16 protein-coding genes are annotated in these 13,748 nt (G+C 37.0%); 13 read left to right on the top strand and 3 right to left on the bottom strand.

Annotation, left to right across the window (positions count from 1 at the left end; all coding sequences use genetic code 11):
* Window positions 1–16 precede the first annotated feature (16 nt).
* The 3 genes from ABC255_RS22825 to ABC255_RS22815 form a co-directional block, all read right to left on the bottom strand.
* Window positions 17–493 carry a YkyB family protein gene (locus tag ABC255_RS22825; protein ID WP_412997081.1) on the bottom strand — a complete coding sequence of 159 codons (477 nt, stop codon included), beginning with the start codon at window positions 491–493 and terminating at the stop codon, window positions 17–19.
* A gap of 128 nt (window positions 494–621) precedes the next feature.
* Window positions 622–1,500 (bottom strand): metallophosphoesterase, encoded by an 879-nt coding sequence (locus ABC255_RS22820; protein WP_412997079.1) that lies wholly within the window; start codon window positions 1,498–1,500, stop codon window positions 622–624.
* 232 nt (window positions 1,501–1,732) lie between these two features.
* The gene (locus ABC255_RS22815) at window positions 1,733–2,521 is read right to left on the bottom strand and encodes a C39 family peptidase (protein ID WP_412997077.1); all 789 of its coding nucleotides are present in this window, start codon (window positions 2,519–2,521) and stop codon (window positions 1,733–1,735) included.
* A 156-nt stretch (window positions 2,522–2,677) separates the two neighbouring features.
* Between ABC255_RS22815 and ABC255_RS22810 the strand changes: the two genes are divergently transcribed.
* From ABC255_RS22810 to ABC255_RS22750, 13 genes are all read left to right on the top strand, one after another.
* Entirely contained in the window at window positions 2,678–3,889 is a 1,212-nt protein-coding gene (locus tag ABC255_RS22810; RefSeq protein WP_412997075.1) for an EAL domain-containing protein, read from the top strand.
* Window positions 3,890–3,957: 68 nt separating this feature from the next.
* The gene (locus ABC255_RS22805) at window positions 3,958–4,197 is read left to right on the top strand and encodes a hypothetical protein (protein WP_335534032.1); all 240 of its coding nucleotides are present in this window, start codon (window positions 3,958–3,960) and stop codon (window positions 4,195–4,197) included.
* Between the two features lie 182 nt (window positions 4,198–4,379).
* Window positions 4,380–4,874: a DUF3993 domain-containing protein gene (locus ABC255_RS22800; RefSeq protein WP_412997072.1), complete on the top strand. Its 495-nt coding sequence runs from the start codon at window positions 4,380–4,382 to the stop codon at window positions 4,872–4,874.
* A 181-nt stretch (window positions 4,875–5,055) separates the two neighbouring features.
* Window positions 5,056–5,292, top strand: a complete 237-nt coding sequence (locus tag ABC255_RS22795; protein ID WP_045515459.1) for a YkuJ family protein — start codon at window positions 5,056–5,058, stop codon at window positions 5,290–5,292.
* A gap of 112 nt (window positions 5,293–5,404) precedes the next feature.
* Window positions 5,405–5,857: a cyclic-di-AMP-binding protein CbpB gene (gene cbpB / locus ABC255_RS22790; RefSeq protein ID WP_335534028.1), complete on the top strand. Its 453-nt coding sequence runs from the start codon at window positions 5,405–5,407 to the stop codon at window positions 5,855–5,857.
* Window positions 5,858–5,911: 54 nt separating this feature from the next.
* Window positions 5,912–7,420: an MDR family MFS transporter gene (locus ABC255_RS22785; protein ID WP_412997070.1), complete on the top strand. Its 1,509-nt coding sequence runs from the start codon at window positions 5,912–5,914 to the stop codon at window positions 7,418–7,420.
* A 211-nt stretch (window positions 7,421–7,631) separates the two neighbouring features.
* Entirely contained in the window at window positions 7,632–8,516 is an 885-nt protein-coding gene (ccpC, locus tag ABC255_RS22780; RefSeq protein ID WP_412997069.1) for a transcriptional regulator CcpC, read from the top strand.
* A 73-nt stretch (window positions 8,517–8,589) separates the two neighbouring features.
* Complete coding sequence (gene dapD / locus ABC255_RS22775) at window positions 8,590–9,300, top strand: 2,3,4,5-tetrahydropyridine-2,6-dicarboxylate N-acetyltransferase (RefSeq protein WP_335534021.1); 711 nt, start codon at window positions 8,590–8,592, stop codon at window positions 9,298–9,300.
* A 62-nt stretch (window positions 9,301–9,362) separates the two neighbouring features.
* Window positions 9,363–10,481 (top strand): N-acetyldiaminopimelate deacetylase, encoded by a 1,119-nt coding sequence (locus ABC255_RS22770; RefSeq protein WP_412997067.1) that lies wholly within the window; start codon window positions 9,363–9,365, stop codon window positions 10,479–10,481.
* Between the two features lie 155 nt (window positions 10,482–10,636).
* The gene (locus tag ABC255_RS22765; protein ID WP_411252587.1) at window positions 10,637–11,185 is read left to right on the top strand and encodes a peroxiredoxin; all 549 of its coding nucleotides are present in this window, start codon (window positions 10,637–10,639) and stop codon (window positions 11,183–11,185) included.
* A 317-nt stretch (window positions 11,186–11,502) separates the two neighbouring features.
* Window positions 11,503–11,958 carry a TlpA family protein disulfide reductase gene (locus ABC255_RS22760; RefSeq protein WP_412997064.1) on the top strand — a complete coding sequence of 152 codons (456 nt, stop codon included), beginning with the start codon at window positions 11,503–11,505 and terminating at the stop codon, window positions 11,956–11,958.
* Window positions 11,959–12,068: 110 nt separating this feature from the next.
* On the top strand, window positions 12,069–12,974 hold the full coding sequence (locus ABC255_RS22755) for a DUF4349 domain-containing protein (protein ID WP_412997062.1): 906 nt from the start codon (window positions 12,069–12,071) through the stop codon (window positions 12,972–12,974).
* Between the two features lie 68 nt (window positions 12,975–13,042).
* Window positions 13,043–13,702 carry a potassium channel family protein gene (locus ABC255_RS22750; protein WP_335534011.1) on the top strand — a complete coding sequence of 220 codons (660 nt, stop codon included), beginning with the start codon at window positions 13,043–13,045 and terminating at the stop codon, window positions 13,700–13,702.
* The last annotated feature ends 46 nt before the right edge of the window (window positions 13,703–13,748 follow it).

Here is a 13,748-nt window from a genome sequence, read left to right as displayed (position 1 = left end):
GATGAGTCCGGCTTTTTTACGTATATCTTTCCCCTAACTTTTTGAAAATAGGTTTTTGATAAGGGCGGTTTTTTTGTGGGTTCGAAGGTGGCTGCTCCACTTCTTTAATTCCGGTATATGTCTGTAAAACCGATTTTGCTTGGCTCAGTGAAAGTGAGGTTTTTGGATTTCTTACACTTCCATCCAATTTACCCAAATGAGGCAGTTCAGCAAAGTCAGACTTGGTAGGAGGAATATGAAAAGTATAATGACCACATTCAACGAGGACGTCGGATTGTTGTTTACTATTACGTGGATTTTGTGAAAAATGAAGACCTATTTTTTTAGCTTTTCCTTCGTCTATTAATTTTTTTAAAGATTCATGCTTTAATCTGTATAAAAATTTGGGGTTTGGAGCTGTTTTCGCATGGCGATTAACTATAAAGAGAGCTTGTGAGAGGTTATCGATTGTTAGCCTTCCTTTTGTATGGAGGTGTTTTCTATCATCAGTCAAAGTGGGTACTCCTTTTATTTTTTATATTGTCTATCTTTATTATTATTAATTGTAAAATAGAAATACAAGAAAGTAAAAACATTATTGTAAAAATAAAAAATCCCTATCCAATTAATGGCAAGGACTTTTTAATCTGTTCCCGATGAGATGAGGGTAAATAAGGTTAATTCAGGTTTTGCCATAAAACGAAAGGGCAGGCGAGTGGTTCCAATTCCTCGATTCACATATAGTGATAAGGGATTGACCCCGCCAAGCGAATATAGACCCTCAGGGTAATTCTGTGCAAAAGGTGGGATTACGAGTGCGCCAACAAAAGGTATTTTAACTTGCCCTCCATGACTATGGCCGCTTAATTGCCAATGTATCCCATAATTCAAGGCTTCATCAGCAACATCTGGAGCATGCGATAAAAGAAGTTTAAATGATTCGTCAGGGACCCGTTTCATGGCTAATTCCAAATCGGGTTTTCCGAGCATACGATCATCTATACCTATAAGAGAAATAGAGCTTCCATCTTTTTGTTTGATAAGCAGAGATTCGTTTAGCATTACAGTAAAGTCAGATAATTCCATAAGGTTCCGATAGATTTCTGAACCATAGCCCCCATGATCATGGTTTCCGTAAATGCAATATTTACCGATAGTGGCATTTAATTGCTGTAAGATTGGAGCGATTTTATTGATCTCACCATATTTATTTGGCTCGTCCAATAAGTCCCCTGTGAAAAAAATTAAGTCGGGCTCCAGTTGATTAATTTTTTTTACTAATTTCTTAAATTGGTTTACATTATAATGAAAACCTAAATGTGTATCACTGAATTGGACTATTTTCGTGCCGTTAAAACTATTGGGAATTAAGGAATGCTTGATTTCGAGTTTATTGATTTCTAGTAGTGAAGGTTCAATTCGATTGGCATAGAAGTAACCGCCTGAACCAAGACCGAGAACTGTGAGAAATGTACCAAAGGTACCTTTTAGGAAAGTTCTTCTTTTCATTTTTTTTGGCATATATATTCTACCAGCCTATCTCCATTTTTTATCTGTTCATTAAAAGAGAGTCATTCGTATTTTCGTTAAAATTCATCCATTTTGCAAGTAATTTGATAATGAAAATTTTAAAATAAAAAAGTATATATTAGTTCATATTCTAAAATGGAGAAAAAATACATAAAAGCAGCCAACTTTTGGCTGCTTTACTAATTACTTGTCTAGCTCCAGCGTCTGGGTATTTTAAGCTTTTCTATTTATAGCTAATGGCCCTGCTCTGTAGCGCTTTCCAGGATTCAATAAATTGATTTTTTCCAACCCTGACTTGTTTTTTACCGGAAAGTGGATCATTCAAATATACATAATTTGTGTCATATCCTACAAGAACTACTGCATGAAGGTCAAGAGGTGTTTTTATCACTTGCTGCCCATGATTCCATGACTCCCAGCGATCAGGCAACCGATAATCACCTGTCGTCCAAACTACTACTGGATAACCAGCAGAAACATGCTCTATAACCCGTTCAAATGGCTGATTGGTTAAATTTATTGCTCTCCCTGGCAGCTTTTGGTTCACGAGTGCTTCCATGGGTTTATCAAAGACGGCATAACCAGCCTGCCTTCCTGTCATATCTCCAACAAAACCATCTGCAGGGTTGCCCCAATGTAATATATCGCCGTTTGCCGCTCTCTTAATAGGGTCTGGATCTTTCTGAATGGACCGATACAAATCCATTTTGTCTATATTGACACCCGCATGATTTAAAACCATTGCTAGGCTTGTTACTTCACACCCATATCTGAGTTCAGGATTTTGTTTTATTAATACAACGTCTAGCATCATTGAATCCTTTTTAGCTGGCTGATTGTTAACTTCTTTAAGAACAGTGTCGGGTTTTTCCGTGTTAGTAATGGATGTACTCGGTACTTGTTCATATATTTCCATGTAGCTTTGTTTCTTTGTTTGTTGTGAAACAGTGTCATCTGTATTGTTACATCCAAAAAGTGGAAGAATCGAGACCATTAAACAAAGTTTTTTCAAAAGGTATCCTCCAATCATAGGACTTGGTTTTATCATTCGATTGTTTCAGATCTACTATGATGGTATCCTTTTGGAAAAGAACAAGAGATGTAAGTTGAGCGTATTGTATAGTAAGGTATGGTATAATGAGGAAAATCTTTTCTGGAGGGTACTTGAATGGATGCATTGGATATCCTAACGGATCTTGAAAATGTCATTCCTTATTTTCAACCAATTTTCAGTGCCGATGAGCAGCGTGTTATAGCATATGAGGTTTTGGGTAGGTATCGATCTGAAGGTAACATCATTAGCTTGGGTCCATTTTTTCTTGATGACCAAATTCCTGATGAATATAAATATGAAGTTGATCTTCTGTTAGTTCAGAAAGCATTAGACCTAGCAATTGAGCTAGAAGATGATGTCAGTATCTATTTGAATCGTGACGCCGATTTACTCATGTATCGACATGGAGAGCCGTTTCTACAGGAACTGTTGGCTTTTGAAAAAAGAGGATTGAGTTTAAGGAGAATAGTCCTTGAAATTTCTGAAGGTAATTATAAGGGTGATTTTGCTCAATTGGATCATTTATTACAATACTATCGTACGTATGGTATTAAGGTTGCGATTGCCGGTATTGATAATGATACCAATTATTTTGAGCGGATTGGTAAATTAAATCCTGAAATTATAAAAATAAATCTACAGGCTTTAAAATCAAACGCAACTGCTTCAAGCTTTACTGATGTCCTATTTTCTCTGTCCTTATTAGCTAGAAAAATTGGTGCCACATTACTTTTTGAAAATATAGAAATGAGTTATCAGCTTCAGTTTGCATGGAAAAATGGGGGGAGATATTACCAAGGTTTTTATCTTCATTCACCTGCACCGGAGTTTATTGAGCGGGAATTATTGAGAGAGCGATTAAAAGGGAAATTTCATGAATTTATTGCCTATGAGAAGAGAAAGCTTGAGGCGATTTACTCAGCCGCTGCGTTTTTCCAAAATAAAGTCCAAGACATTTTAGTAAAGAATAAAAAAGCTAATTATGAGGAGTTATTTACTTCACTCGCAAAAGAAATGGATGGGATTGCATTCCGAATGTATGTATGTGATGAGGATGGTTTTCAAAAATCTTCTAATATCTTTAAAGGAGAAAACGGCTGGTTTACGCAAAAAGAATATATCCTGAAAAATTGGAGCTGGCGACCATATTTTTTAGAAAATATTATCAAAATGAGAAATGAAGGTAAAGGAATTCTCTCTGATTTATATAGTGATATCGAGTCAGGGGAAACGATTCGTACCTTCTCTATTCCTATAAATGGGAATGACTATTTATTTATTGATATTACGTATCAGTATTTATTTGATCATGACCAGTTGCTGTAACTCAGGTTGCATAGAATGATTCACCCAGTGGAACTTTAATTGTAACTTGATTAAAGGAGAAATCGCTCATGAATCTATTTGTTAATGCACTCTCCATCATTATTGTTGGTGTTCTTGCGGTTTCGCTTGTGTTTACATTCGTTGTAGCAAGAAAACAAAAGGCAGCTGAAGGAGACATCGATACGAATATTCCTAAGCCAGTACAAAAACATATTTACCTAAGCAATCCGATATTTTTATCATATGTTATATTTTTTGTCTTGGTTCTTTTTATCATCCTTTTTTGTGCAATTACTTTTCTACGATAGGGCCTCCTTTTGAGGGCCTATTTTTTATAAAGATTTTTCGTGGGATTATCTAGAAATAATCGAAAAATTTGCGGTTAAATGTCTTTTGATGCTGTATTTTTGCGTTTTTTTTATTCGTTTGGATGGAATATTTGTTGATAAAATGAATAATAACATAGGTTGTGAAAGATAGGGGGAAGGAAATGAAGAAAACGTTACTAATACTTCTCATAGTACTATTATTTATACCTTTGTCTCCAAACGCAAAAGATAGTTTAGGCAATAAAAATGATGTTTTAAGCTTCGTACGAGATGCTTTTCAGGCTCAAATCTCTCTTAGTGATCAAACCAGAACGAAACAAGAAATCAGTGATGTATTAAGCCCTTATTTTTCAGATGAATATCAAAAAATGTTCTGGGACGAGAATGTTTTTGAGGAAGAGGGTAAATTTGTTACATATGGATCAGATTTTGCATTTTATTATATTCCGTTTTTCAAATATTCAGAAGAAACAAAAGTAATCATTTCTCCAGAAAGTATTTATGTCCTGCAATTTTTCCCTTCCACCTCCAATGGTCCGGTAAGTTATAAAGACCATTACGAGGGAATTATGTTAAAGAAAATGGATGGCGGCTGGAAAGTAGCTGAATATTTATATGATAATATCCCTAAATCGATCATTGAAAGAGCATATTGAAAAAAAGTTCCCACATTTTTCATTTTTACTTGGACAAATGCTGTCTGTTATTTTATTCTTTTAATATTGGCATATTTGCTACCTGAGATTATTACTGGAAATAATCGATAAGGATAGAAATAGGCTAAAAGAGAAACATAACAGTAGAAAGTTTGCTTGTGTTTGAAAGGAGACGGAGCATATGTCACAGCTTCAAGGTATATTAACCCGGTTAAAAAACCTTCAAGAACAGTCTAATGGGGGTGAACCGGCACAACGCTATTTCGAGGTGAATGGCGAAAGAAAGTGTCAGGTAACATTTCATCCAAAAACAGAAACATTTGAATTGGAAATATATAATGAAAAGGAAAAGCCAAAGCGTTATCAATTTGATAATGTTGACATGATCACAATCGAAATTTTTGATTTAATCCAGTAGGAACCGGTTATCGGTTCCTATCTTTTTCTGTATTTTCATAAAAAAACCCAGTTCTCCGAAAACTATGGTAGAATATACATGTGGTAAAACAAACATTGAGGAGTTTTCGGCGATGATAAGTCTTCACAGTGGCGAATTTTTAGAGATAGATATTCGAAAATTAATGATTCCATCTGAGCGTGTTGCTCATGTGCAGGTTGGTAATAATCTAGAACATGCATTATTAGTATTAACCAAAAGTGGATATACTGCAATTCCTGTACTAGATCCTAATTATAAATTGCACGGTCTAATAAGTACCCCGATAATAATGGATTCCATCCTCGGTCTTGAAAGGATAGAATTTGAACAACTTGAAAAGAAAAAAGTCGAAGAAGTTATGAATGTATCTGTTCCGCGTGTAAAGGTTACTGCATCCATTAAAACCTGTCTTAGGCTCTTAGTAAATCATCCTTTTCTTTGTGTAGACACGGAGGATGGTTATTTTGAAGGCATATTGCCTAGAAGTACGGTGTTAACGCAATTAAATTTAGCTGTTAATAAAATGAATAAAAGTGATAAATAAGGCTCCCAGAAGGGGGCTGTATTATTTTCCTGAGAAAGAAAGTGAGGTGCGAAAATGAGTGCTCCGATTTCCCAGCCTAAAAGAGGGCAGACAAATAGACCACTTGTACTAGCAGCAGTCATGCTTGCGATGTTCATGGGAGCAATTGAGGCAACGATTGTTTCAACGGCTATGCCGGCAATAGTGGCTGACTTAGGTGGCTTTACTCTCTACAGTTGGGTTTTTTCAGCTTATCTATTAATGAATGCGGTAACAGTGCTGATTTATGGTAAATTATCAGATTTATTCGGTAGAAAACCTATACTTTTTATCGGGATCTCTATTTTTTTAATTGGGTCTATTCTTTGTGGTTTTGCCACATCGATGGAGTCATTAATTCTTTTCCGATTAATCCAAGGGTTTGGGGCAGGAGCTGTTACGCCTATTGCCACCACTATTGTGGGCGATATTTATTCAGCTGAAGAAAGAGCAAATGTCCAGGGGTACCTTGCAAGTGTGTGGGGAATATCTGCTGTTACGGGACCAGCAGTGGGTGGATTGCTCGTTCAGTATGTAAGCTGGAATTATGTATTTTGGATAAACATTCCACTAGGGATTCTCTCCTTGGTTGGCATAGGATTCTTTTTGCACGAAAATGTTGAGAAGAAAAAACATGAAATTGATTACATAGGTGCATTTTTATTAACCATTTCTATCTCATCATTAATGTTTTTACTTGTTGAGGGTGGCGCACGATGGTCCTGGGGCTCCTGGCAAATAATGAGTTTGGCAGTCCTATTTATTATCACTCTTGGTATCTTTGTCTATCATGAAGGTCGCGTCAAAGAACCTGTCATGCCATTTAACATTTGGAAGGAACGCTCTATTTTTGTGGCCAATGTAACAAGTTTAACGACAGGAATCATGTTAATTGGGATATCGAGTTTTCTTCCGACGTTTGTTCAGGGGGTAATGGAACAATCACCGATTGTCGCAGGATTTACATTAACAACTATGTCGATTGGCTGGCCGATAGCGTCTACATTTTCTGGGAAAATGTTAAATTCTATGGGATACCGTAAAACCTCCCTTATTGGCGGTGCAGCCTTAATCCTTGGCAGTGTAGTATTTGTCACCATGACTTCCTCTTCAGGACCTCTTTGGGCGGCAGTAGGTTCGTTTATTGTTGGTTTTGGTATGGGAGTAACGTCCACTGCTTTTATAGTTTCTATTCAAAGTACCGTAGGCTGGCAGCAAAGAGGTGTAGCAACTGCTGCTAACATGTTTATGAGGAATCTAGGTAACACAATAGGTGCAGCATTACTTGGAGGAATTCTTAATAATCGGCTTGCAAACTACCTAAGTACAAATGCTGGAAGCGCTAAGGAAAAACTAACAGTGGATTCGGCAAACTTATTATTAAAGGAAAATGAACGGGATAATTTACACGTAACAGTGAAAGAACTGCTTCAGGAGGGCCTAACTCAATCCTTACATTGGGTATATTATGTAGTACTTACCTTTGCTATTATAAGTTTAATCCTGATATCTTACATTCCAAAACAAAACCGTGGCTCTGCATAAAAATATGCAGGGTTTTTTTCGGATTAGCTGTTTGAACACTTAATGTTGATTTTGGCACTCTGTTGATTTGCGCGAAGTGCCAGGAGCGCAAATCAACAGACCCATTTAACACAGCCTTCTAAATAAAAAATTGCAGCTTAATAATGAAAAGTTTTAATTTTCTCTATATAATAAGAAGCGGATGTTTATTAAAATATAAAGGTGGATGGTTTTGTCCTCTATATCTGAGTTTCACTTATTATCTGTTTTAGCTCAAGAGATGAATATGCGTAAAGCTTCAGAGAGACTATTCGTGTCCCAGCCTGCGTTGTCACAACGTCTGCAAAGCATTGAAAAGGAGTGGGGAACGAGAATTTTTATCCGCTCACAAAAAGGACTGGCACTTACCCCAGCAGGTGAGCATGTCATTCAATTTGTAAACGAGGTACTTGATAAAGAAGAAAAGGTGCGCGAAACGATCCACTCCCTTCAATCTGGAGTATCTGGAACATTGAAAATAGCTGTAGCTTCAATCGTCGGTCAGAATTGGCTGCCGCCCGTTTTAAAAAAGTATAGTGATACTTATCCGCAAGCGAAAATTTCACTTATCACTGGGTGGAGCAGTGAAATTTTGAAAAGTTTATATGATGATCAAGTACATATTGGTATCATTCGAGGAATGCCAGATTGGAAAGGTGTGAAAATTAAACTTTTCAGCGATCCGCTTTTTTTGGTTGATCGAGATATTACCAGACCTGAACAATTATTGGAAACAGATAGACCTTTCATCCAATTTAAAAGTGATTCGAATTATTATCAAGAAATACAAGATTGGTGGATGCGCCAATTCAAGACCTCACCCAAAAGAACAATTGTCGTCGACCAAATTGAGACATGTAAGCAATTAACCTTTAATGGCTTAGGATATTCAATCTTACCAGGCATAACGTTGAACAATAGTGAAAAAGAAATTTATAAAATTCCGTTATTAGATGAAAATGGTGATGCTCTTCAACGTGATACATGGTTACTAGCGTATGAGTCTTCCTTTAAACTCAAACAAGTGCAAGCGTTCGTGGATCTCATTAAAGATCATAGCAGTCAAAGCAGTGAATAATTATGTTCATTTTTCTTGTTTTCAACACTTTATTTTGGTAAAGTAAATTTTAATTATATTTGGAGGTAGTAATATGAAAATGATGGATGCAAATGAAATTATTTCTTTTATTCAAAACAGCAAAAAGTCAACACCAGTAAAGGTTTATGTAAAAGGTGATTTAGAAGGTATTGATTTTGGAAGCAATTCAAAAACTTTTATTAATGGTAATACTGGTGTGGTTTTTGGTGAATGGTCTGACATTAACCCAGCTCTAGAATCAAACCAAGCAAAGATCGAAGATTATGTAGTTGAAAATGACCGCCGCAATTCAGCGATTCCATTATTAAATACAAAAAATATAAATGCTCGTATCGAACCTGGAGTGACGATTCGTGACCAGGTTGAAATTGGGGATAATGCAGTAATCATGATGGGTGCTGTTATTAATATTGGAGCAGTTATTGGCGAAAAAACCATGATCGACATGGGTGTGGTTCTTGGTGGAAGAGCTACAGTCGGAAAGAACTGTCATATTGGTGCTGGTACCGTTTTAGCAGGCGTAATTGAACCGCCTTCCGCACAGCCTGTCATCATCGAAGATGATGTACTAATTGGTGCAAATGCAGTGGTTTTAGAAGGAGTTAGAGTTGGACAAGGATCAGTGGTGGCTGCTGGTGCAGTAGTTACTAAGGATGTTCCTCCGTTTACAGTTGTAGCTGGAACTCCTGCTAAAAAAATTAAGGATATCGATGAAAAGACTAAATCTAAAACGGAGATTATGCAAGAACTTCGCCAGCTATAAACTTAAGACAATGTAAAGCGTGGATAATCTCCACGCTTTCTTTCTAGTAAAGGAGTAATAGAATGAACCCTTTTATAAAAATTCGACGTGATCTGCATTTAATTCCTGAATTAGGATTTCAAGAATATAAAACACAAGCTTATTTATTATCGTATATAGAAAAATTTTCACAAGAGAGAATATCAATTAAAAAATGGAAAACTGGACTTTTTGTTAAAGTTTACGGTCTAAATCCAAGAAAAACCATTGGTTATCGAGCCGATATTGATGGTTTGCCAATCGTTGAAGAAACAGGTTTAGAGTTCTCTTCAACCCATGTGGATCAAATGCACGCTTGCGGACATGATTTTCATATGAGTATTGCTCTAGGTGTGTTAACCCACTTTGTAGATAATCCCATTGAAGATAACATTTTATTTATTTTCCAACCTGCAGAAGAGGGACCAGGCGGTGCGGAACCAATGCTAAAATCCGAGATTATGCAGGAATGGAAGCCAGATATTATTTTTGCCTTACATATTGCACCAGAATATCCTGTTGGATCGATTGCCCTTAAAGAAGGGTTACTCTTTGCTAACACATCAGAGTTATTTATCGACCTAAAAGGGAAGGGAGGGCATGCAGCTTATCCACATTTAACAAATGATATGGTAATTGCTGCATGCTCGCTTGTCAGTCAGCTTCAAACAATCATTTCTCGCAATGTTAATCCATTAGATAGTGCAGTCATTACAATTGGCAAAATCACTAGTGGAACCGTTCAAAATATTATTGCTGAAAAGGCAAGACTCGAAGGGACGATTCGTACACTTTCAGATGAATCCATGGATAGGGTTAAGAAACGGATCGACGCAGTGGTAAAAGGGATAGAGACCAGTTTCGAATGTGAAGCTGTGATTGATTACGGCGCAATGTATCACCAGGTATACAATAATAAGGAAATTACGAGAGAGTTCATTCAACATATGAGGTCAAAAACCACTATTGATGTTATTGAATGCCAAGAGGCAATGACAGGCGAAGACTTCGGATACATGTTGAAGGAGATTCCGGGATTAATGTTTTGGCTCGGAGTGGATTCACCTTATGGACTGCACCATGCCAAATTAAATCCTAAGGAAGACGCAATAGAGGTGGCAATCAATATTCTCACCAGCTTTATCAGATTTAAAGGAAATTGATATAACTCAAATCTAAAAGCGTTTTATTTTATTCTAATGTATAATAATGTTAAACTGAAAATTAGAAAAGATTGTTACATATCGTCGTTTATTCTTTATGTAAACAGGGTAAACCAATTAAGGGACTATTTATTAACAAGTTGGAGGGATTAGACATGCCAGAACGTATGGTTGCAAAGCAAGCACCTAGATTTGAAATGGATGCAGTATTACCTAACAAGGAATTTGGAAAAGTAAGCCTTGAAGAGAACATGAAAAACGAAAAATGGACAGTGTTATTCTTCTATCCAATGGATTTTACATTTGTATGTCCAACAGAGATTACTGCTGTTTCAGACCGTTATGAAGAATTTGATGATTTAGATGCAGTTGTTATTGGTGCTTCTACTGATACAATACATACACACCTTGCTTGGATTAATACAGACCGCAAAAACAATGGTCTTGGTGAACTAAACTATCCATTAGCTGCAGACACTAATCACGTTGTTGCACGCGACTATGGCGTTTTGATTGAAGAAGAAGGAATTGCACTTCGCGGCTTATTTATCATCAGCCCTGAAGGTGAATTAATGTACTCAGTCGTTAACCACAATAATATCGGTCGTGATGTAGATGAAACATTACGAGTTCTTCAAGCATTACAAACTGGCGGTCTATGCCCAGCAAACTGGAAACCAGGACAAGCTACACTTAATGCTTAATTCTTACAACTAGGCTGTGTTAAAGAAGACTGTTGATTTTAGAACCTGTTGATTGGAGCGGAAGGCGCTTGACTCCTCGAAAATGCTATCGCATTTTCTTCGTGCGTGGGCAAATTCGAGGATGTAAATCAAAGTCCTGCGGGATGAACGAGCTGAGTGAGACCCCGCAGGTCGGAACGACCGAGGAGGCTCATGGGCGAGCCCGCGGAAAGCATAGCGCCTGGAGCGCAAATCAACAGCCAATTTAACACAGACTAATCTAAAAAAGATAGACCTAACCCATCCGAGTTAGGTCTTTTTTAAAAAGGGGATATATCATGAAACTACGTGAGCCAATGCCAGAATTAACTGGTGCCGTTGAATGGTTAAATGGAGAAGTTACAAGAGAGAATTTAGTGGGCGATAAACCAACACTTATTCATTTCTGGTCGGTCAGCTGTTACTTATGTAAAGAAGCTATGCCTCAAGTAAATCAATTCCGTGATCAATATAAAGATAAATTAAATGTGGTGGCAGTTCATATGCCTAGATCTGAAGAGGACTTAGACCTAGAGCAAATCAAGCAAGTGGCAGCAGAACATGGTATCAATCAGCCGATTTTTGTTGACAGTGAACATAAACTAACAGAAGCCTTTGAGAATCAATATGTCCCTGCCTATTACGTATTCGACAGTGAAGGCAAACTCCGGCACTTCCAAGCAGGTGGAAGCGGTATGAAAATGCTTGAAAAGCGAGTCAACCGAGTACTAGACGAATTAGAAAAAACCGAATAAACAATGACAGGACTGTTCGTTATTTTAGCGAGCAGCCTTTTTTTATTTTATGTAACCATCCCAATTTTTTAACGTCGGTATTTATAAATAAACAAAAGGGGGTTATCGAAATGAAAAAAGTGATTGGATTAATTGTTTTCCTTTCTCTGATTTTTTTTCTGGCAGCTTGTAGTGCAAACAGTAAAAGTGAAGAATCAAAGATGAGCAGTGATAGTAGTGCAGGGGTGGATTCGGGAAAATCTGCTATAGAAGAAAAGTCACAAGTATCATTTGATAACAATGCAAAACAAGAGAAAGCTGCTCAGACGGATATGGTAGTCCCTAACCAAATGGTTATTTATCAAGCCGATTTACAGCTTCGCGTAAAGAAATTTGAAGAAACCTTGCAAAACATAGAAGAACAAGTTAGTAAGTATGGCGGCTATATCTCTGAGTCCAATGTCTCTAAGGACGGTGTAGAACAAGTAAGCGGGCAAATTACTGTTCGCATCCCGCAAAAAAATTTCCAAGCCTTTTTGCATGATGCAGAGGGTCAAGCCGCTGAGGTGCTGCAGAGGAATTTAACTGGTACAGATGTTACCGAAGAGTATGTTGACCTTGACTCAAGACTTAAATCAAAAAGAGTTGTGGAAGAACGGTTAACATCATTTATGCAATCAGCACAAAAGACAGAAGATCTTTTAAAAATTTCTGCAGATCTCGCTGCAGTTCAAGAAGAAATTGAAACAATTCAAGGAAGGATAAAATATTTAGAAAATCAGACTTCATTATCTACCGTTCATATAGTACTTTATGAAAATAAAGTCATCGTCCCTAATCTAGAAGATGAAGATTTAAATACTTGGGATAAAACAAAAAAACAGTTTATGAAAAGCACCAACATGCTGTTAGCAGCCATTTCGGGTTTATTTGTTTTTATTGTAGGTAATATCCCTATAATAGTATTACTAGCGGTGGCATCTGTTTTCATTTACCTATATATCAAGAAGAGTAGGAAAAGAAATGGTAACGGCTAAATAAGTATATTCAACTAATTTGTATGCTAAAATGTAAATGATTAATTGATTTTGCTGGGGGAGTTATAGTGAGAAAAAATTTTGCAGTAATAGGACTAGGTCGTTTCGGTGGCAGCATTTGTCGTACTCTTTCAGATGAAGGGTTTGAGGTACTCGCAATTGATAAAAATGAAGAACGGGTTAATGCTTACGCTATGATAGCCTCTCATGCTGCTGTGGGAGATACCACGGATGAGGCAGTACTAAAAAGTCTTGGCATTCGAAATTTCGACCACGTGATAGTAGCGATTGGTGATGATATTCAATCTAGTATCTTAACTACTTTGATCTTAAAAGAGCTAGGGGTAAATCATATTACTGTTAAAGCACAAAATGATTATCATGAGAAAGTGCTTGTGAAGATAGGCGCTGATAAGGTTGTTCATCCCGAACGAGATATGGGAAGAAGAATCGCTAATAATATGGCGTCCAGCAGTGTGTTGGATTATCTAGAGTTATCGGATGAACATAGCATCGTTGAAATCGTAGCCAACAGTAAAATAAGCGGTCATACTATCATTGATTTAGACATTCGAAAAAAATATGGATTAAATATTGTAGCCATTAAACGAGGTATGGACATCATCGTATCTCCAAAGCCAAATGAAGATATCCGCGCAAACGATGTATTAATTGTTATAGGTACCGATGAAGATATCGATCGTTTTGAACGGAAGGTTATGCAATAAGAAAAGCGGAAGCGCCTTGACCAGGGGCTTATGACCCCGAGCCCCT

Source organism: Neobacillus canaveralius (genome assembly GCF_047237705.1).
In the GTDB taxonomy this organism is placed as follows: domain Bacteria; phylum Bacillota; class Bacilli; order Bacillales; family Cytobacillaceae; genus Neobacillus; species Neobacillus niacini_K.
Note: the sequence above shows the minus strand (reverse complement) of the source record. Positions and strands in the feature narration are given on the sequence as shown.